Here is a 17,611-nt window from a genome sequence, read left to right on the forward strand (position 1 = left end):
CGTCAGCAGCCGCGGCAGATGTTGTTGATGCTGCGGTAGACCGCGTCGTCGTCCTGCCGCAGCCGGCGCATCGTTTCGAGTGTCTTGCCCTCGTCGGCCGCAGGTGCAGGCTTGCGCTTTGCGGCCAGCACTTCCTCCTGGCGCTTGTAGCAGGCCTCGCGATCAGGCTTGGCCTGGATGAAGCGGCAGTTCTGCTCGAGGGCTGCGGCGGGCGTGGTTGAGAGCGCGAGGGCGAAGACGGCGGGCAGGGCATGTTTCAAGAGCATCGGATCCGTTGTTTGACATGAGCGCGGCACTGTAGCCCGGATGAGCGAAGCGACATCCGGGAATACGGCGAGCGGCCCCGCATATCGCTTCGCTCATGCGGGCTACGGCCTCCGCGTACTTGGCGCACCTTCTCTCAGGTCCATTCTGCGAGAGCAACCGCCATCTTGTGACACCTTCGCGACGCAGCCTACAGCGACCGCGCCAGTGACGTTTTCAGCAGGGTGAGCAGCGCCTGCACCGCGGCGGCATTGCGCCGCCGTTCGGGGATCGCGGCCTTCACCCACAATTCGGGAATCGGAAAGTCGCGCAGCACCGGTTTGAGCGTGCCGTCGCGTAATGAGTCCGCGACGAGATAATGCGAGATCAGCGCGATACCGTTGCCGGCGATGGCGCTGCGCGCCAGTACATGTCCTTCGTTGGACGACAGCAGCGGGCTGACCTGGACGCTGATGCGGCCGCGCGGTCCGTCGAAGACCCATTCGGGGCCGGTCGGCATGAAACTGAGGCAGCGATGCTCGACGAGGTCGCGCGGATGTCTTGGTGTGCCGTGCTTCTTCAGGTAAGCCGGCGAGGCGCAGAGCAGCCGCTTCAGTGGGCACAATGGCTCGTCGATGACGCCGCCGAAGGAATGCGGGAAGGCGCCGATGGCGATGTCAAAACCTTCGGCCACAGGATCGACCGGACGATCGATCAGCACGATCTCGAGTTTTAGCCGCGGGTTCTGGGTCTGGAAGGCGCTGAAGGCATCGGCGAGGCGCGCCACCGTCAGCGAGGTCGGCGCCTTGATGCGCAGGTGATCGACGAGGTCGTGGCCCTTCTCGCCCATGCGCGAGAGCAGGTCGGTGGCGTCGGCCACGACACCACGCGCGCGATGCACATAGCGCTGCCCGGCTTCGGTGAGCCGCAATTGCCGCGTCGAACGATGAAACAGCGGCGTGCCGATTCGGGCCTCCAGTTGCGTGACGCGCTTGGCGACGACCGAGGTCGAAACATTGAGCTTTCGTGCAGCGGCGGAGAATCCGGCCGCATCCGCGGTGGCGAGGAAGGCCTGAAGGTTCACCAGGATGTCCATATCCACCTTTCTCGATTCGCGAAAGCTGATCGCGTATTTTGGTGGATTGTAGCTTGCTGCGCGTTAATTCATAGTCGCCCTCAAGCAAGAGATTTCGGGAGCGGACGCGCCATGCGGGCCATGATGATCGAAGAGCCGGCACGACAAGTGCCGCTCTATGGCGAATACGAAGTTGTCGTGCTCGGCGGCGGACCGGCCGGCATCGTGGCGGCAGCTTCAGCGGCGCGCGCGGGACGGAAGACGCTGCTGATCGAGCGTTACGGCTTCCTCGGCGGCATGGGCACCGCGGCCGGCGTCACCAATTTCTGCGGCCTGCACGGCAATGTCCATGGCGAGCAACGGCGGCTGGTGCAGGGCATGGCGTCGGATCTGCTGGCGCGGATTGATCGGCTGAACGGCCTCAACACGCCGCACCTGATCCTCGGCAAGGTCTTCGCGCAGGCCTATGACACCGCCGCGTACAAGATCGCCGCTGACCAGCTTCTGGCCAGTCACAGGGTGCATATCCTCTTCCATGCGCTCGGTGCCGGCGTCGTGATGGGCGATGACCGCCGCATCGACGCGCTGCTGGTCGAGACCAAGGCCGGCCGGCAGGCGGTGCGATCGGAAATCTTCATCGACTGCTCGGGCGATGGCGATCTCGCCGTGTGGGCCGGCGCGCCGTTCGAGATCGGCGACGAACACGGCCATCCGCTCTATCCCTCGATGATGCTCCGCCTCAACGGCATCGATCCCGGGAAGGCGGGCGAGGCCTGGCGGACCATCCCGCAGCTGATGGAGAAGGCGCTCGCGGCCGGCACACACACATTCCCGCGCAAGAGCGCCATCGTGCGGCCGCAAAAATCCGGCATCGAATGGCGCGTGAACTTTACGCAAGTCGCGCGCGAGGACGGCCATGCCATCAACGGCATCGAGCCCGACGATCTCACCCGCGGCGAGATCGAGGGCCGCAAGCAGGCGCTCGCCGCGTTCGAATTCCTGCGCAGCGCCGTGCCGGGCTTTGAAAATTCCTACATCGTCGACCTGCCGCCGCAGCTTGGTATCCGCGAGACCCGCCGCATCATGGGCGGTTATCAGCTCGGCGGCGAGGACGTGCTCGGCTGCGCTTCGTTCGAGGATTCGATCGGCGTCAATGGCTGGCCGATCGAGGCCCATGTTCCCGGCGACGTCGTCTTCACATTTCCGCCAATTCCGGAATCGCGCGGCTACAACGAGCTGCCCTACCGGATGCTGGTGCCCCAAGGCGTCGACAATCTCCTGGTCGCCGGCCGCTGTGCCTCGATGACACACGAAGGCCAGTCGGCGGCGCGGGTCTCCGGTGCCTGTTTCGTGATGGGCGAGGCTGCCGGTTCCGCCGCCGCGCTGGCGCTCTCCGGAAACCGAATCCCGCGTGACATCCCCATTGAAAAGCTGCAGGAAACGTTGAAGCAACAGGGCGCCTTCATCGGGCGGGACCAGGCCGTCCCCGAAGGGCTGTAGCGGACTGCAAGACAACGACGGCGGAGGAATTGGAATGATCGGGATGGCGCGGCTCGCGATAGCGGGCCTGGTGGCGATCATGGCGATGGGCACGGCGCGGGCCGAGGATGTGCTGAAGGCCAAGATCGGCGTGCTCCGCCTGTCGTCTTCCGCGCCCGTCTTCATCGCGCAGGACAAGGGCTATTTCCGCGACGCCGGCCTGGAGGTCGAGCTGAAATTCTTCGACGCGGCGCAGCCGATCGCGGTGGCGACGACCTCGGGCGACGTCGATTTCGGCGTCACGGCCTTCACCGCGGGCCTCTACAATCTCGCCGGCAAGGGCGTGCTGAAGGTGATCGGCGGCATGAGCCGCGAGAAACCCGGCTATCCCCTGATCGGCTATTTCGCCAGCAACAACGCCTACGCCGCCGGCCTGAAGACCCCGAAGGATCTCGCCGGCAAGCGCGTGGCGGTGACGCAGGTCGGATCGAGCTTTCACTATTCGCTCGGCCTGCTCGCCGACAAATACGGCTTCAGGCTCGCCGACGTGAAGATCGTGCCGCTGCAATCGCTGTCGAATGCGGCGGCTGCGCTCAAGGGCGAGACCGTCGATGCCGCGCTGCTGCCGATCTCCACGGCGCGAAAGCTGATGGACGAAGGCGGCGCGAAGTTCCTGGGCTGGGTCGGCGACGAGACGCCGTGGCAGTTGGGAGCGGTGTTCGTCTCGCCGAAGACGCTGACCAACAAGACGCTGGTGACGAAGCTGCTCGGCGCGCTCGCCAAGGCCGATCGCGAATATCACGATGTCATCCTTGCCGCGATGAAGGACGGTGTCGCGCCGATCAACGAGCAGACGAAACCGCTGCTGGAGATCATCGCGAAGTACACCAATCTGCCGGTCGAGCAGGTGGTCGGCAATTGCGCCTATGTCGATCCCGACGGCAAGCTCGACGTCAAGAATGTCGACAACCAGATCAAATGGCTGCAGGAGCAGGGCTTTGCCGACAAGGGCTTTGACGTGAATGCCATCATCGCCAAGGAATTCGTGAAGGCGGATTGATCGATGCGCTTTCCCAACCATCCCCGTCACCCTGAGGTGCCCACCTTGCGGCGTGCCGCAAGGTGGGCCTCGAAGGGCGCACGGCCCGGATGCAGCGGGGCCGCTCATCCTTCGAGGCTCTCATTGCGATGCGTTCGCATCGCAATGAGAGCACCTCAGGATGACGGATCGGGAAGGGCGATCGAATGGACCTGATCGCCAGCCACATCTCCCATCGCTTCGGCGATCTCGCCGTGCTCGACGATGTCTCCTTCACCGTCAGCGCCGGCGAGGTGGTGGCGATCGTCGGGCCCTCGGGGTGCGGCAAGAGCACGCTGCTGTCGATCCTCGGCGGGCTGTTGCAGCCGAGTTCCGGCGCGCCCGAACTGCGCGGCGCGCCGCCGGCGGACAGTCTCAATCCGCTGACCTTCGTGTTCCAGGATTTCGCGCTGCTGCCCTGGGCCACGGTGGAGGAGAATGTCGAATTCCCGCTGCTGCATGCCCAGCTTACCGCTGCGCAACGCCGTGCGCTGGTCGAAGACGCGCTGCGCCGCACCGGCCTGACCGATTTCCGTCAGACCTATCCAAAGCAGCTTTCCGGCGGCATGCGCCAGCGCGTCGGCATCTCGCGCGCGCTTGCCGTGAAGCCCGCGATCCTGCTGATGGACGAGCCGCTCTCGGCCCTGGATTCGCAGACCCGCGAGCTCCTGATGGAAGACTTTGTCCGCCTGCTCGCCGATGGCGGCATGGGCGCGGTCTACGTCACCCACAATCTCGAAGAAGCCGCACGGCTTGCCGACCGCATCGTGGTGCTGTCGCGGCGGCCGGGACGCATCCGCGAGGTCGTGACCGTGCCGATGACGCGCGCGGCGCGGGGCGAAGCGGCGGCGCGCGAAAGGCTGCTTGCGCTCCAGAACCAGATCTGGTCGCTGATCCGCAACGAGGCGATCGATGCCGAGCGCGAGGTCCAGCATGCTTGATCGCGCGCCGGCGGACATTGCGAAGGACACTGTGACGCGCCGCGTCCGCTTCCGCGGCGCGGGCTTCGTGCCGGACTCGAGCCGCTACGGCGGCTGGATCGCGCTCGCGCTGGTCATCGCCATCTGGCAGGCCGCCGGCAGCGCCGGCCTCGTCAATCCGCTGTTCCTGCCGGCGCCCTCGGCGATCGCGCGCGCGGTCTACCAGCTCGCGATCTCAGGCGCGCTCTGGCAGCACGTCTCGGCCTCGCTGCTGCGCATCGGCGTCGGCTGGCTGCTCGGCACCGCGGCCGGTGTCGCCGTCGGCTTTGCCATCGGCCTGTCGCGGCTGGCGCGCGGCGTCGGCATCACCTTCATCTCGGCGCTGTTCCCGATTCCGAAGATCGCGCTGCTGCCGCTGTTGATCCTCTGGCTCGGCATCGGCGAAGAGCCGAAGATCGCGACCATTGCGCTCGGCGTCTTTTTCTCGACCGCGATCTCGGTCTATAGCGGCGTCGATGCGGTGCCGCGCAACCTGATCCGCATGGCGCAGAGCTTCAACGTTCCGTTTGCCACCATCGTGCGCAAGGTGATCTGGCCGGGCGCGCTGCCCGCGATCCTCGCCGGTTTCCGCATCACTGCCTCCGTGGCGCTGCTGCTCGTCGTCAGCGCCGAGATGATCGGCGCGCAATACGGCATCGGCGCCTTCGTGCTGCAGGCCGGAAATCTGATGCAGACCGATCAGCTGCTCGCGGGCGTGGTGATCCTGTCGGTGTTCGGGCTCACAGTGGGCAAGGTGATCGGCTGGCTGGAGACGCGGCTGTTGCACTGGCGATAGCTGGGTTCGCAATGACGATGTGGAGCGAGCTTCGATTCGTAACGGATCGTCATGCCCGGGCTTGTCCCGGGCATCCACGTCTTTCCTCAGGCGCGGTGACGCGTGGGTGGCCGGGTCAAGCCCGGCCATGACGGATAGAGCAGGGCCTCAGGCGTTGCCGCGATCTTCCCTGAACAGATCCAGCTTCTGCTGCACGGGCCGGTCCGAGAAGCTGAACAGCACGGCGTCGTCATCCGCCTCGTGCGTCACCCAGTGCCAGCTCGGCACCACGAACAGATCGCGCGGACCCCACTCGAAGACCGCATCGCCGATGCGGCTGCGGCCCTTGCCTTCGATCGGGCAGAACACCGTCGCATCGGTCGCGCGATAGCGCGCGGTCTTGAAGCCCCTGGGCAAAAGCTGGATGAAGGTGCCGATGGTCGGCATGGCGAAATCGCCGGTCTCGGGGTTGCTGAACTTCAGCTTGAGCCCGTGACAGGCGTCCCACTCCTGGCTCGCGCGGGCCTTCTCCAGCGCCTCGCGGGTGTAGGCATAGGGATAGCTGAAGATCGGCGAGGTCTTCGAGCTCCGCTTCAAATCGACCGGCAAGAGGTTGTGGCCGTAGCGCGCAAAGCTGTCGCCGGCGGGTTTCGTGATCTTCTGCTGGTCTTCCTTCGATCCTTCCGCGAAGGAACAGTCGAAGAACTGCACCAAGGGGATATCGAGACCGTCGAGCCAGAACATCGGCTGGTCGGTCTCGTTGGAATGATCGTGCCAGGTCATGGACGGCGTGATGATGAAATCGCCGGGCTCCATCGCGGTGCGTTCGCCATCGACGGCGGTGTGAGCGCCCTTGCCCTCGAGCACGAAACGCAGCGCGGACTGGCTGTGCCGGTGCGCAGGGGCGACGTCGCCGGGCACCACCATCTGCACGCCCGCGTAGAGCGAGGTCGTGATCTTGGACTGGCCGCGCAGCCCCGGGTTCTCCAGCACCAGCACGCGCCGCTCGGCTTCCTTGGCGGTAATGAGCTTGCCGGCCTCCAGCATGTAGTCGCGGATGACGTCGAACTTCCAGAGATGCGGCCGGCAGGCACTCTTCGGCTCCGGCGTGATCAGGTCGCTCATCACCGTCCACAGCGCGGTGAGATTCTCGCCGTCGATCTCGCGGTAGAACGCCTCGCGTTCCGGCGTCTTGGTCACGGCTTCCATGGTTGCTGCTCCCGATCGTTTGTTGATTGACAGTATACTTACGATCCAGGTTGCGTCAATGCGACGAGCCTATGTATAAGACAGTCATTCCGGGTTCGGCACTTCGATCCGCCGCGGAATGACGAAAACAGGGAGGTCCCGATGAAGCTGCACGGCTATTTCCGCTCCAGCGCCGCCTATCGGGTGCGGATCGCGCTGAACCTCAAGGGGCTCGGCGCCGAGCATCTGCCGCATCATCTTCGCAAGGGCGAACAATGCGCGCCCGCTTATCTGGCCATCAACCCGCAAGGCCTCGTGCCCGCGCTGGAGAGCGAGGGCGGCACCGTGCTGACGCAATCGGTCGCGATCATCGAATGGCTCGACGAGACCCACCCCAGTCCTCCGCTGCTGCCGAAGGATCCGCTTCGCCGCGCCAAGGTGAGGGCATTCGCGCTGGCGATCGCCTGCGACACCCATCCGGTGCAGAATTTGAAGGTGCTGGCGCGGCTGCGCGAACTCGGGCTGCCTGAGGAGAAGGTCCAGGACTGGGCGGCGTGGGTCAATCGCGAGGGCCTGTCGGCCTGCGAGACCCTGATCCGAGATGAGAAGGGGCCGTTCTGCTTCGGCGATGCACCGACGCTGGCCGATCTCTGTCTCGTGCCGCAGCTTACCAATGCGCGCCGCTTCGGCGTCGACGTCTCCGCCTATCCGCGCCTGCTCGAGGCCGAGGCCGCCGCCAAGGCGCTGCCCGCCTTCGCCGATGCCGCACCGGAGAAGCAGCCCGATGCCGAGTAAGCCTCCTGCTCCGATCACGATGGACGCGGTCTATGCCGCGCCGGGCTATCTGTTCCGGCGCATGCAGCAGATCGCGGTCTCGATCTTCATGGAGGAGTGCAAGGCGTTCGATCTGACCCCGGTGCAATATGCCGCGCTGGTCGCGATCCATACCCATCCCGGCATCGACGCGACGCGGCTTTCGGCGGTGATCGCCTTCGACCGCTCCACGCTCGGCAGCGTGATCGAGCGGCTTCAAGCCAAGGGCTATATCGAGCGCAAGCCGGCGCCAGAAGACAGGCGGATCAAGCTGCTCCACCTGACCAAATCAGGCGCCGCGATCCTGCGCGACATCATTCCCGTCGTCGAATGCGCCCAGGCGCGGATGCTGGAGCCGCTGAAGCCCGCCGACCGCAAGGCGCTGATGGGGCTGCTGGTGCAGCTCGTCGATCTCAACAACGAGGCCTCGCGCGTGCCGCTGCGGGCCGAGGACGCGCTGGAGCATCTGGGGAAGGCTGGGTGAGAGGGCTTCCAATGTCTCGTGTCCCGGACGCGCTGCAGCGCTCTTGCGCTGCTGCGCAGAGCCGGGACCCAGAACATTGGACGCGTGGCGCTGAAGTGTGGGCCCCGGCCCTGCAGCGCATCGCTTCGCGCTGCACTGCGTCCGGGGCACAGCGCCGCGGCTACAGCTGGGCCGCCGACCTCACATTCTCAGCAATGCCTGCCGGTCGATCTTCCCCGTGCCCGTCTTCGGCAGCTCGTCGATGAAGATCACCTCGCGCGGATATTTGTACGGCAAGAGCTTGCCCTTGACGTAGTCCTGCAGCCTGCGCGTCGCCTCACCCTGGTCGACGGCGCGGTTGTTCATCACCACGACTGCCTTCAGCGTCATGCGCCGGTCCGGCAATTCGGCGGCGAACACCGCGCATTCGCGGATGTCGGGGTGGTCGGCAAGACACAGCTCGACCTCGAGTGGATAGACCCATTGGCCGGAGATCTTGATGAGATCGTCGGCGCGGCCCCGGAAGAAGTGAAAGCCGTCGGCATCGCGGACGAAGCGGTCGCCGGTGTAGATCCAGCCGCCCTCGCGAATCGTTTCCGCGGACTTGTCCGGCCGGTTCCAGTACAGCGGCGTGTTGGAATCGCCGCGCACCCACAGGATGCCTTCCTCGTTATCGCCGACCTCGTTCCCGTCCTTGTCGCGCAGGGCGACCTCGTAGCCGGGCACGCGCAGGCCGGCGGCGCCGAGCTTCCTCTGCTCGGGCCGGTTGGAGAGATAGATGTGCAGCACCTCGGTCGAGCCGAGGCCTTCGACGATTTCGAGCCCCGTGAGCGTCTTCCAGCCGTTGAAGACCTCGGCCGAGAGCACCTCGGCGGCGGAGAGCGCCATGCGCAGCGACGAGAAATCCGTCTTGTCCGCGCCGTCGGCCTTTGTCAGCGATGTATAAAGCGTCGGCAGCCCGAAGAAGACCGTCGGCTTGTATTGCGCGATCGCCGCGAAGATCGACGCCGGCTTGGGCTGGCCCGGCAGCAGCAGCGTCGCGGCGCCGGCAGAGAACGGGAAGGTGACGGAATTGCCGAAGCCGTAGGCGAAGAAGATCTTCGGCACCGAGAAGCAGATGTCATCTGGCGTCAGCTTCAGCACGTTCTGCGCAAAGGCGGCATCGCTATAGGCCATGTCGTGCTGGAGATGCACGATGCCCTTGGGCCGTCCGGTCGAGCCGGAGGAGTACATCCAGAACGCCATCTCGTTGCGACGCGTGTCAGCTTCGACGAGATCAGCCGGGAATTGCGCGAGCCAGTCTGCTGCCGCGAGCGTCGCAGGCGCGGCATGCTCGCCCACCGCCCCGTTCACGACGATCAGCGTATGGAGCTTCGTATCCTTGCACGCCTCCGCGTTGAAGCGCGCCGCGAACTCGGCATCCGCGACCGCGACGGCCGCCCCGGAATCGGCGAGATAGAATTGCAGAAGGTCCGGCGGCGTCAACGTGTTGATCAGGAGCGGCACGAAGCCGGCCCGCACCGCGCCGAAGAAGGCCGCCGGGTAGGCCGGCGTGTCGTCGAGGAACAGGAGCACGCGATCGCCGCGCTCGAGGCCGAGCGAGGCGAAACCGTTGCCCCACCGGCAGGCTTCGCCGCAGAGTTCGGCATAGGTCCGCGTGCCTGCCGGGCCCATGAGCGCCATCTTGTCGCCGCGGCCCTTGCCGAGATTGTCGAACAGCACGCGGCTGGCATTGTAGATCTCGGGAACGGCAAAGCCTATTTCGCGTGCGCCCGCGCCGTCCGCGGGCACCTGGTCGCGGATTTCGTTGCTCATGCCGCATCTCCGCCGTTCTTGGCCGCCTCGTAGCGCGCCATGAAGGCCGGCGACATCGCGCGCAGCCGGAAATCGTCGATGCGGCCGGAGCGGGTGATGTAGCTGTAGGCGAAGTCCAGCAGGGGAAGCTTCATGTGCTCGGCGAAGTGCTCGTACCAGAACGCGCTCGTGCGCGCGGCATCGACGAGCTTCTGCACGATGGGCTTGCGCGCGGCCTGATAGCGATGCAGCGCGGTCGCAAGATGCGCATCCGACTCCAGCGCCTTGACCAGCGCGATCGCGTCCTCGATCGCGAGCCGCGTGCCCGAGCCGATCGAGAAATGTGCGGAATGCAGGGCGTCGCCGAGCAGCACCATGTTCTTGAACGACCAGTGCTCGTTCCAGACCCAGGGAAAGTTGCGCCAGACCGATTTGTTGGAGACGAGGCAATGGCCGCCGAGCGTGTCGGCGAACACCTCCTCGCAGACACCCTTGGACTGCTCGACGTCCTTGTAGGCGAAGCCATAGGCCTGCCAGGTTGCGTGATCGCATTCGACCAGGAACGTGCTCATGCCCGGCGAATAGCGGTAGTGATGGGCGTTGAAGGCGCCGCGGTCGGTCTTCACGAAGGTCTGCGACAGCGTGTCGAAGCGTTTCGAGGTGCCGTACCAGACGAACTTGTTGGAGGAGTAGGACAGCGACGTCCCGAAATCGCCTTCGAAGGCGCGGCGGACCAGCGAGTTCAGGCCATCAGCGGCGACGATCAGATCGTGGCCGTTGAGCTGGTCGATGCCTTGGATCGGCGTGTCGAAGCGCGGCGTGACGCCGACATCGAGCGCGCGCTGCTGCAGGAACTTGAGCAGCTCGAGGCGCCCGATCGAAGAGAAGCCGACCCCGTCTATGGCGACGCTGTCGCCGTGCAGGTTCAGCGTGATGTTCTCCCAGCTCTCCATATGCGGGGCGATCGCATCGACCGTCTCGGGGTCGTCGGCTCGCAGGAATTCCAGCGCCTGGTCGGAGAACACGACGCCAAAGCCCCAGGTCGCGTCGGCCGGGTTCTGTTCGAACAGGTCGACCTGATCCTCGGGATGACGCTTCTTCCAAAGATAGGCGAAGTAGAGCCCACCTGGCCCCCCGCCAATCACGGCGATCCGCAACGTCTGCCTCCCTAATTGACAGTATACTTACTATCTAGGGGTAGACTAATGTGCCCCGGCTCCCGGCGCCAGCGGAATTATCCGCAAGGCCGGCACGCCAAAGCTCGCCTTCGAACACCCGTTTCGCTGGTGTCCGAAACCTCAGGTGCGAACAATAGCCAAACCGGGGCGAATTGGCCACCGGGGGCATCAGACTCAGCGCTTCACATAGACCCCGTTCACCAGCGCCCTGGTGCAACGGACCGCGGGCACGGGCTTGCGGACCACGACGGCCGCGTTCGGACCGGCGCAGCCGGCGCGATACACGCCGCGGGCGCACACCACTTCGCACGCCGACCATCATTGCCGCGCGCCTTGCCGCGCGATGCGCCGCCTCATCGTGCCGCGAACGGGGCGAGCACGTCCTTGCACGCGGGCGACAGCGAGGCGGCCCTGTTGGAGATGCATTGAATGATGCGGCCGCCGCCGGGCGCGACCCCGGCGCAGAGCGTGCGGATGTCGGCGCCGCAGGCCGACCTCACGATGAACAGCTCCTCTCGCGGCAGCAAGGGGCGCAAGACGATGACGGCAGGCGCGGCCGCTGCAGCTGCCGCCGGCGCTGCGCCCGCAGGCGCTGCCGTTGCTGCTGCGCCGCCGCCGGCTGCGGCGCTCACGGCCTTCTCGCAGGCCGGCGAGACCTTGGCCTTGTTCTTCTCCAGGCATTCGAGCGCCGCCGCGCCGCCCGGCGTCACGCTGGCGCAGACCTTGGGATAGTCGGCGCGGCACGCGCTCTTGACGGCCGCAACCTGCGCGCTGCTCGGCTGCTTGGCGGCAGCGGCCTTCGGCGTCGGTGCAGCGGCGGGCTGCGCTGCGGGCGCGGGCTCAGCCTTGGACGCGGCGGGCGGCGCCGATTCCACCTTGGGAGCGGCTTCCTTGGGCGCAGCCTCGGTCTTCGGCGCGGCGGGCGCGGCTTCGGTCTTCGGAGCCGCAGCGGGCTCGACGGCACGAACCGCGGTCTGGCATCCCGATGACAGGCTGGACATGTTTTTCGCCAGGCATTGATACGCTTCCGTGCCGCCGGGCGTCACGCTCGCGCAGTGCGCCATGAAATCCGAGCGGCATGCGGAGCGGATGGCGCTCTTCTGGGCCTCGGTCGGCGCTTGCGCGGCTGCCGATGTCGCGGTTGCAAAGAGTGCCGCCGCCAGCAGCGCCTTGCGCCGCGATGCATGCTTCAACGTGTTGAACATCTAAATGATTTCCTGCCCGTCGGGTGAGCCGAGGATTCTTGAAATATGATGCAATCGCAATCGTCGCGAGTGACGCCTCGCAAGGCAGCATCATTCGCCGCTTTGACCTCACCCGCAAGTCAATTGTGCCAGCTCCGACGGCGTCTCAGAGCCTGACCATGCGCTTGCCGCGGTTCTCGCCCGCGAGCAGCCCGATCAGCGCCTTCGGTGTGTTCTCGAAGCCGTCGATGATGTCCTCCTGCACCCTCAGCTTGCCGGACTTCACCCAGGCCTGCAGGTCAGCGAGCGCACGCTGGCTCTCCTTCATGTAGTCCATCACGATGAAGCCCTGCATGACGAGCCGCTTCACCACGATCAGCCCGGGCACACCGCGCGGGCCGTGCGCGGCAGGAGCGCCGTCATACTGCGAGATCGCGCCGCAGCAGGCGATGCGGCCGTAATTGTTCATCTGTGGCAGGCAGGCTTCGAGGATGTCGCCGCCGACATTGTCGAAATAGACGTCGATGCCTTTCGGCGCGGCCGCGCGCAGCGCCTTGAACACCGCGCCGTCCTTGTAATCCACCGCGGCATCGAAGCCGAGCTCGGAGGTCAGCCATCTGCACTTGTCCGCGCCGCCGGCGATGCCGATGACGCGACATCCCTTGATCTTCGCGATCTGTCCGACGATCGAGCCGACCGAGCCCGCAGCCGCAGAGACCACGACCGTTTCGCCCTCCCTGGGCTTGCCGATCTCCAGCAGGCCGAAATAGGCGGTGAGGCCCGCGATGCCGAATACGCTGAGCAGGTGCGTCATCGGCTCGAGCTTGGGCATCTTGGTGAGATGCCTGGCCGGCACCGCCGCAAATTCCTGCCAGCCGGTGTCGCCGAACACGATGTCGCCCGGCGCAAGCTCCGGCGCCTTCGAGCTGACGACCTCGGCGATGGCGCCGCCGGCCATCACGCTGTTGGCTTCGACCGCGGAGCGATAGGTCGCGCCATGCATCCAGGCGCGGTTGGCGGCATCGAGCGAGATGTAGCGCACGCGCAGCAACGCCTCGCCGTCCTTCGGCTCCGGCACTGTGTCCTCGACCATCTTGAAATGCTCGGGGCCGAGCTTGCCGCTGGGCTTCTCCACCAGCAGAATCTGGCGATTGACGTTGCCGTTCATGGCGTTCCCCTCTTTGATTCTTTGACGACCATTGATGCAGCCGCCGCGAACAAGACCCGCAGGCCGCATTTGCTGTGCGCGGCCTCAAGGCTAGAGCGCTGCGTTCCATTTCACAACTGGAACATCCGCTCATCTTCCCCGAACACCCGGTCCAGCGCCGCGTCATATGTTGCCTGCACCAATTCCGGATGCAGCTTGCCCAGCGCTTCCATCATCACGCCGGAATTGATCTCGAGCACTTTCCATTCGCCGTCGACACGCACCACGTCGATCGACGCAAAGGCAATGCCGATGGCGCTCGCGGCATCGACCGCGAGCTTCACGCAAGCCGTTCGAACCTCGCCGTCCTCCAGCAGCACGGGCTTTGCAGTGGCATCGAGATTGTGTCGCCAGTCCGAGCCACGCTGCTTGCTGTAGACGACGAGCGGCAGATCGCCGAGTTGCACGACACGGACCTCGTCTTCGATCGCCAGATAGGGCGAGATCGCGAGTCCAGCGTTCATCGAGAAAACGTCGTCAACCGCGTGATCGAGTTCCGCCACCGTCGACACCTTGAACACCGACCGTCCCGACGTTCCCTCGTTCGGCTTCACCACCACGCCTTGCGGATGGTCGCGAAGCAGTTCGAGCATGGCCTCTCGCCAGGTGGGGCCAACGATATTCCTGCCGAGCCTTGGGTTGAGGAAGAGCCGATGGGGAACGCATGGCACACCGGCCATCTCCAGCGCCTCGGCAGTCGCCGATTTGTCGTTGGCGAGGCGGTGGGCGATGGCGCTGTTGAGGCCGATGTCGTAGCCGAAGGCGAAGTGGCGCCTTTCGCCCCGGCGCATCGCGATCAGCCAGCCGCCGGGGCGGACATCGACCGTGATCCCATGCTGGGCGCAATAGCGCCTGATCGCCTGGACGAAGGTCCGCTCGCCGTCTGCCATCTGCTCCAGTCGCTCTTCAGTCGTTCCTGGCGCCAAAAGCCGCGAAAATGCGGGAATCGGCGCCAGACCGGGGTGAAAATCAGAGCTATTCTTAATGAAATTCTCGCGAGCGCGACGGAAATTAAGTGCTGCCATCGCGCCCCGCAGGGAAAAGAAATTGCCCACCGCGCGCGCTCGGCAGCAAATTCATCAATGATGCGCGGAATTCCGCCCAAATGCCGGTTTGATCGGCATCAATTGCATCCGAAACGAGGTTGATTATTGGTCTCAATGGCGTAGATCACACACGCGAATTCCTCCGCCATGGCAGATGGTGCCCGCCCCGCGTCAGGGGCCGGGCAGCGCTTTTGCCCTAAAACCGCAGTTATTCGGAATATCGAAAATCATGAGCGCGTTTTACCGAGAGAAGGTTCTTTCCGTCCACCACTGGACCGACACGCTGTTCAGCTTCCGCGCCACCCGCGATACCGGCTTCCGCTTCCAGAACGGCCAGTTCGCCATGATCGGCCTCGAGGTCGACGGCCGTCCGCTGCTGCGCGCCTACAGCATGGCGAGCGCCAACCACGAGGAAGAGCTCGAGTTCTTCTCGATCAAGGTTCAGGACGGCCCGCTGACCTCGCGCCTCCAGAAGATCAAGGAAGGCGACACCATCCTGGTCGGCCGCAAGGCGACCGGCACGCTGATCACCGACAATTTGCTTCCAGGCAAGCGGCTGATGCTGCTCTCGACCGGCACGGGCCTCGCGCCGTTTGCGAGCCTGATCAAGGATCCCGAGGTCTACGACCAGTTCGAGTCGATCGTCCTGGTGCATGGCTGCCGCCAGGTCTCCGAGCTCGCCTATGGCGAGAAGCTCGTCGCGACCTTGCGCGAGGATGAGCTGTTCGGCGAGCTGCTCGCGGACAAGCTCGTCTATTATCCGACCGTGACCCGCGAGCCGTTCAAGAACCGCGGCCGCATCACCGACCTCATCAGCTCCGAGCAGATCTTCAACGACATCGGCCAGGGCCCGCTCGATATCGAAACCGACCGCATCATGATGTGCGGCAGCCCGGCGATGCTCGAAGAGCTGAAGGCGATGTTCGAGAGCCGCGATTTCGTCGAGGGAAGCGGCAACAAGCCTGGCCATTTCGTGATCGAGAAGGCCTTCGTCGAGCGGTAAGCTCTGTCGAAGAAGCGGCGTGATCGCGCGCCACACCCGGCTCGTCGTCCCGGACAAGCGCGCCTAAGCGCGCGCAGATCCGGGACAACCACAGGCCGTGGTTATGCGACGAGTCGGAGCGGACAGCTTTCCCAGCCCCAAAATCTCGTGGTTATGGATCCCGGGTCTGCGCTGACGCTTGCCCGGGACGACGGCTGAGCTTGTGGATCCAGTGTGGCCCGCTCGCAGCCCCATAGGAGCCTTGTGGCCTGCGGTCTCTTCCTCCCAACCCTTCTGCTGCGGTGCAGCAGCCCGCGATCGAGGCTGATTGATTTGCCTCGGCCGAATTCGCTAGCCAGAAACAAGGGCGGCGTCATATCCGTATGACAGGGGCGGGCGTATCGTATCGCCTGCTGTAGGCAGGCAAGAGGACGGGAATCGTGGCCGACGACGACAAGACACATGAATCCCCCAAACGCCTGCCGCTCGCGGAAGAGGGGATCATGGAAACCCTGCTGCTGCCCTTCTCGCCGCGCTACATCGTGCTGACGATCTGCGCGGTGGTCACCGCGCTCCTGATCGGCATCGGCATCGCGGATCGCAAGATCTTCGACATCATGCTGGTCCCGATCCTGATCTTCGGCGCGCTGACGCTGCTCGGTGTCCGCGATCTCCTGCAGAAGAGCCACGCGGTGCTGCGCAACTACCCGATCTCCGCGCATATCCGCTTCCTGCTGGAAGAAATCCGGCCCGAGATGCGGCAATATTTCTTCGAGAGCGAGAAGGACGGCATGCCGTTCTCGCGCGACACCCGCGCGGTGGTCTATCAGCGCGCCAAGATGGAGCTCGACAAGCGTCCCTTCGGCACCCAGGAGGACGTCTACCGCGACGGCTACGAGTGGATGCATCACTCGGTCGCGCCGAAGTCGCATGCCGCGGAGAAATTCCGCATCACCATCGGCGGCCCAGATTGCACCAAGCCCTATTCGGCCTCGGTGTTCAACATTTCGGCGATGAGCTTTGGCGCGCTCAGCCCGAACGCGGTGCGGGCGCTGAATGCCGGCGCCAGGAAGGGCAGCTTCGCGCACGACACCGGCGAGGGCGGCGTCAGCCCCTATCACCGCGAGATGGGCGGCGACATCATCTGGGAGATCGGCTCGGGCTATTTCGGCTGCCGTCGCCTCGACGGCACCTTCGATCCCGAAGCGTTCGCGCGCGTCGCCAGCGAAGACCAGATCAAGATGGTCGAGCTCAAGATCAGCCAGGGCGCCAAGCCCGGCCATGGCGGCGTGCTGCCGGCGGCCAAGGTCTCGGAAGAAATCTCCAAGATCCGCGGCGTCGCCATGGGCGAGGACTGCATCTCGCCGGCTTCGCACCGGGTCTTTTCCACACCCGTGGGCATGATGCAGTTCATCGCCGAGATGCGCCGCCTCTCCGGCGGCAAGCCGGCCGGCTTCAAGCTGTGCATCGGCCATCCCTGGGAGTTCCTGGCGATCTGCAAGGCGATGATCGAGACCGGCATCTATCCTGATTTCATCGTCGTCGACGGCAATGAGGGCGGCACCGGCGCCGCACCGCTGGAGTTCATGGATCATCTGGGCATGCCGATGCGCGAGGGCGTCAACTTCGTCCACAATGCGTTGATCGGCATCAACGCGCGCGATCGCATCAAGATCGGCGCCTCCGGCAAGATCGCAACCGCCTTCGACATGGCGCGCGCCATGGCGATCGGCGCCGACTGGTGCAATTCGGCGCGCGGCTTCATGTTCTCGCTCGGCTGCATCCAGTCGCTGAGCTGCCACACCGACCGTTGTCCGACCGGTGTCGCGACGCAGGACCCGACGCGTGCGCGTGCGCTCTACGTGCCGCTCAAGATCGATCGCGTACACAATTACCATCATGCGACGCTGCACTCGCTGACGGAGCTCATTGCCGCCGCCGGCCTCGAACATCCGCAGCAGCTGCGCCCGATTCACTTCAGCCAGCGGACCTCGACGACCCAGGTGCAATCCTTCGCGCAGCTCTATCCGGCACTGCGCCCGGGCGAGCTGCTCGAAGGTACGGAAGACCCGCGCTTCCGCGACGCCTGGCGCATGGCGCGCGCCGAGACGTTCGAGCCCGCGCTGTAGGATTCCGGTCGCAGAAAT

16 protein-coding genes are annotated in these 17,611 nt (G+C 65.2%); 8 read left to right on the forward strand and 8 right to left on the reverse strand.

Features of this window, described 5'->3' with window-relative positions:
* Window positions 1-2: 2 nt before the first annotated feature.
* Both FJV43_RS20465 and FJV43_RS20470 read right to left on the reverse strand, forming a co-directional pair.
* Entirely contained in the window at window positions 3-266 is a 264-nt protein-coding gene (locus tag FJV43_RS20465; RefSeq protein WP_239620306.1) for a hypothetical protein, read from the reverse strand.
* A 188-nt stretch (window positions 267-454) separates the two neighbouring features.
* On the reverse strand, window positions 455-1,339 hold the full coding sequence (locus FJV43_RS20470) for a LysR family transcriptional regulator (RefSeq protein ID WP_239629524.1): 885 nt from the start codon (window positions 1,337-1,339) through the stop codon (window positions 455-457).
* A 111-nt stretch (window positions 1,340-1,450) separates the two neighbouring features.
* Between FJV43_RS20470 and FJV43_RS20475 the strand changes: the two genes are divergently transcribed.
* The 4 genes from FJV43_RS20475 (at window position 1,451) to FJV43_RS20490 (ending at window position 5,630) form a co-directional block, all read left to right on the forward strand.
* On the forward strand, window positions 1,451-2,818 hold the full coding sequence (locus tag FJV43_RS20475; protein WP_239620308.1) for an FAD-dependent oxidoreductase: 1,368 nt from the start codon (window positions 1,451-1,453) through the stop codon (window positions 2,816-2,818).
* A gap of 34 nt (window positions 2,819-2,852) precedes the next feature.
* A complete protein-coding gene (locus FJV43_RS20480; RefSeq protein ID WP_239620310.1) occupies window positions 2,853-3,857 on the forward strand; it encodes an ABC transporter substrate-binding protein in 1,005 nt (334 codons plus the stop codon).
* A 185-nt stretch (window positions 3,858-4,042) separates the two neighbouring features.
* Window positions 4,043-4,816 carry an ABC transporter ATP-binding protein gene (locus FJV43_RS20485; protein WP_239620311.1) on the forward strand — a complete coding sequence of 258 codons (774 nt, stop codon included), beginning with the start codon at window positions 4,043-4,045 and terminating at the stop codon, window positions 4,814-4,816.
* Complete coding sequence (locus tag FJV43_RS20490; protein WP_239620313.1) at window positions 4,809-5,630, forward strand: ABC transporter permease; 822 nt, start codon at window positions 4,809-4,811, stop codon at window positions 5,628-5,630. Before FJV43_RS20485 ends, FJV43_RS20490 begins: the two co-directional genes overlap by 8 nt.
* Before the next feature lie 147 nt (window positions 5,631-5,777).
* On the opposite strand, the gene gtdA is transcribed toward FJV43_RS20490, so the two are convergent.
* Entirely contained in the window at window positions 5,778-6,818 is a 1,041-nt protein-coding gene (gene gtdA / locus FJV43_RS20495; RefSeq protein WP_239620315.1) for a gentisate 1,2-dioxygenase, read from the reverse strand.
* A 141-nt stretch (window positions 6,819-6,959) separates the two neighbouring features.
* Here gtdA and maiA point away from each other — a divergent pair, with 141 nt between their 5' ends.
* Together maiA and FJV43_RS20505 are read left to right on the forward strand one after the other, a co-directional pair.
* Window positions 6,960-7,592 (forward strand): maleylacetoacetate isomerase, encoded by a 633-nt coding sequence (gene maiA, locus FJV43_RS20500; RefSeq protein WP_239620317.1) that lies wholly within the window; start codon window positions 6,960-6,962, stop codon window positions 7,590-7,592.
* Window positions 7,582-8,094 carry a MarR family transcriptional regulator gene (locus FJV43_RS20505; RefSeq protein ID WP_239620318.1) on the forward strand — a complete coding sequence of 171 codons (513 nt, stop codon included), beginning with the start codon at window positions 7,582-7,584 and terminating at the stop codon, window positions 8,092-8,094. The genes maiA and FJV43_RS20505 overlap by 11 nt, the downstream gene beginning before the upstream one ends.
* Window positions 8,095-8,274: 180 nt before the next feature.
* Here the strand turns inward: FJV43_RS20505 and FJV43_RS20510 are convergent, their stop codons facing one another.
* From FJV43_RS20510 to FJV43_RS20530, 5 genes are all read right to left on the reverse strand, one after another.
* Window positions 8,275-9,888 carry a benzoate-CoA ligase family protein gene (locus FJV43_RS20510; protein WP_239620320.1) on the reverse strand — a complete coding sequence of 538 codons (1,614 nt, stop codon included), beginning with the start codon at window positions 9,886-9,888 and terminating at the stop codon, window positions 8,275-8,277.
* On the reverse strand, window positions 9,885-11,024 hold the full coding sequence (locus FJV43_RS20515; RefSeq protein WP_239620321.1) for an FAD-dependent monooxygenase: 1,140 nt from the start codon (window positions 11,022-11,024) through the stop codon (window positions 9,885-9,887). The genes FJV43_RS20510 and FJV43_RS20515 overlap by 4 nt, the downstream gene beginning before the upstream one ends.
* Window positions 11,025-11,398: 374 nt before the next feature.
* A complete protein-coding gene (locus FJV43_RS20520; RefSeq protein ID WP_239620323.1) occupies window positions 11,399-12,250 on the reverse strand; it encodes a cysteine rich repeat-containing protein in 852 nt (283 codons plus the stop codon).
* 145 nt (window positions 12,251-12,395) lie between these two features.
* Window positions 12,396-13,397 (reverse strand): NADP-dependent oxidoreductase, encoded by a 1,002-nt coding sequence (locus tag FJV43_RS20525; RefSeq protein WP_239620324.1) that lies wholly within the window; start codon window positions 13,395-13,397, stop codon window positions 12,396-12,398.
* A gap of 110 nt (window positions 13,398-13,507) precedes the next feature.
* Window positions 13,508-14,326 carry a RimK-like protein gene (locus FJV43_RS20530; protein WP_239620327.1) on the reverse strand — a complete coding sequence of 273 codons (819 nt, stop codon included), beginning with the start codon at window positions 14,324-14,326 and terminating at the stop codon, window positions 13,508-13,510.
* 385 nt (window positions 14,327-14,711) lie between these two features.
* On the opposite strand from FJV43_RS20530, the gene FJV43_RS20535 reads away from it, so the two are divergent.
* Entirely contained in the window at window positions 14,712-15,485 is a 774-nt protein-coding gene (locus FJV43_RS20535) for a ferredoxin--NADP reductase (protein ID WP_194391116.1), read from the forward strand.
* 482 nt (window positions 15,486-15,967) lie between these two features.
* Window positions 15,968-17,593: an FMN-binding glutamate synthase family protein gene (locus FJV43_RS20540; protein ID WP_239629525.1), complete on the forward strand. Its 1,626-nt coding sequence runs from the start codon at window positions 15,968-15,970 to the stop codon at window positions 17,591-17,593.
* Window positions 17,594-17,611: the final 18 nt, after the last annotated feature.

The sequence above is a fragment of the Bradyrhizobium sp. I71 genome, from assembly GCF_022354745.1.
GTDB lineage: Bacteria > Pseudomonadota > Alphaproteobacteria > Rhizobiales > Xanthobacteraceae > Bradyrhizobium > Bradyrhizobium liaoningense.

What these genes read in the sequence shown, in the direction of transcription:
- FJV43_RS20465 (WP_239620306.1), bottom strand. Translation starts at nt 266, where the DNA reads ATGCTCTTGAAACATGCCCTGCCCGCCGTCTTCGCCCTCGCGCTCTCA.
- FJV43_RS20470 (WP_239629524.1), bottom strand. Translation starts at nt 1,339, where the DNA reads ATGGACATCCTGGTGAACCTTCAGGCCTTCCTCGCCACCGCGGATGCG.
- FJV43_RS20475 (WP_239620308.1), top strand. Translation starts at nt 1,451, where the DNA reads ATGCGGGCCATGATGATCGAAGAGCCGGCACGACAAGTGCCGCTCTAT.
- FJV43_RS20480 (WP_239620310.1), top strand. Translation starts at nt 2,853, where the DNA reads ATGATCGGGATGGCGCGGCTCGCGATAGCGGGCCTGGTGGCGATCATG.
- FJV43_RS20485 (WP_239620311.1), top strand. Translation starts at nt 4,043, where the DNA reads ATGGACCTGATCGCCAGCCACATCTCCCATCGCTTCGGCGATCTCGCC.
- FJV43_RS20490 (WP_239620313.1), top strand. Translation starts at nt 4,809, where the DNA reads ATGCTTGATCGCGCGCCGGCGGACATTGCGAAGGACACTGTGACGCGC.
- gtdA (WP_239620315.1), bottom strand. Translation starts at nt 6,818, where the DNA reads ATGGAAGCCGTGACCAAGACGCCGGAACGCGAGGCGTTCTACCGCGAG.
- maiA (WP_239620317.1), top strand. Translation starts at nt 6,960, where the DNA reads ATGAAGCTGCACGGCTATTTCCGCTCCAGCGCCGCCTATCGGGTGCGG.
- FJV43_RS20505 (WP_239620318.1), top strand. Translation starts at nt 7,582, where the DNA reads ATGCCGAGTAAGCCTCCTGCTCCGATCACGATGGACGCGGTCTATGCC.
- FJV43_RS20510 (WP_239620320.1), bottom strand. Translation starts at nt 9,888, where the DNA reads ATGAGCAACGAAATCCGCGACCAGGTGCCCGCGGACGGCGCGGGCGCA.
- FJV43_RS20520 (WP_239620323.1), bottom strand. Translation starts at nt 12,250, where the DNA reads ATGTTCAACACGTTGAAGCATGCATCGCGGCGCAAGGCGCTGCTGGCG.
- FJV43_RS20525 (WP_239620324.1), bottom strand. Translation starts at nt 13,397, where the DNA reads ATGAACGGCAACGTCAATCGCCAGATTCTGCTGGTGGAGAAGCCCAGC.
- FJV43_RS20530 (WP_239620327.1), bottom strand. Translation starts at nt 14,326, where the DNA reads ATGGCAGACGGCGAGCGGACCTTCGTCCAGGCGATCAGGCGCTATTGC.
- FJV43_RS20535 (WP_194391116.1), top strand. Translation starts at nt 14,712, where the DNA reads ATGAGCGCGTTTTACCGAGAGAAGGTTCTTTCCGTCCACCACTGGACC.
- FJV43_RS20540 (WP_239629525.1), top strand. Translation starts at nt 15,968, where the DNA reads ATGGAAACCCTGCTGCTGCCCTTCTCGCCGCGCTACATCGTGCTGACG.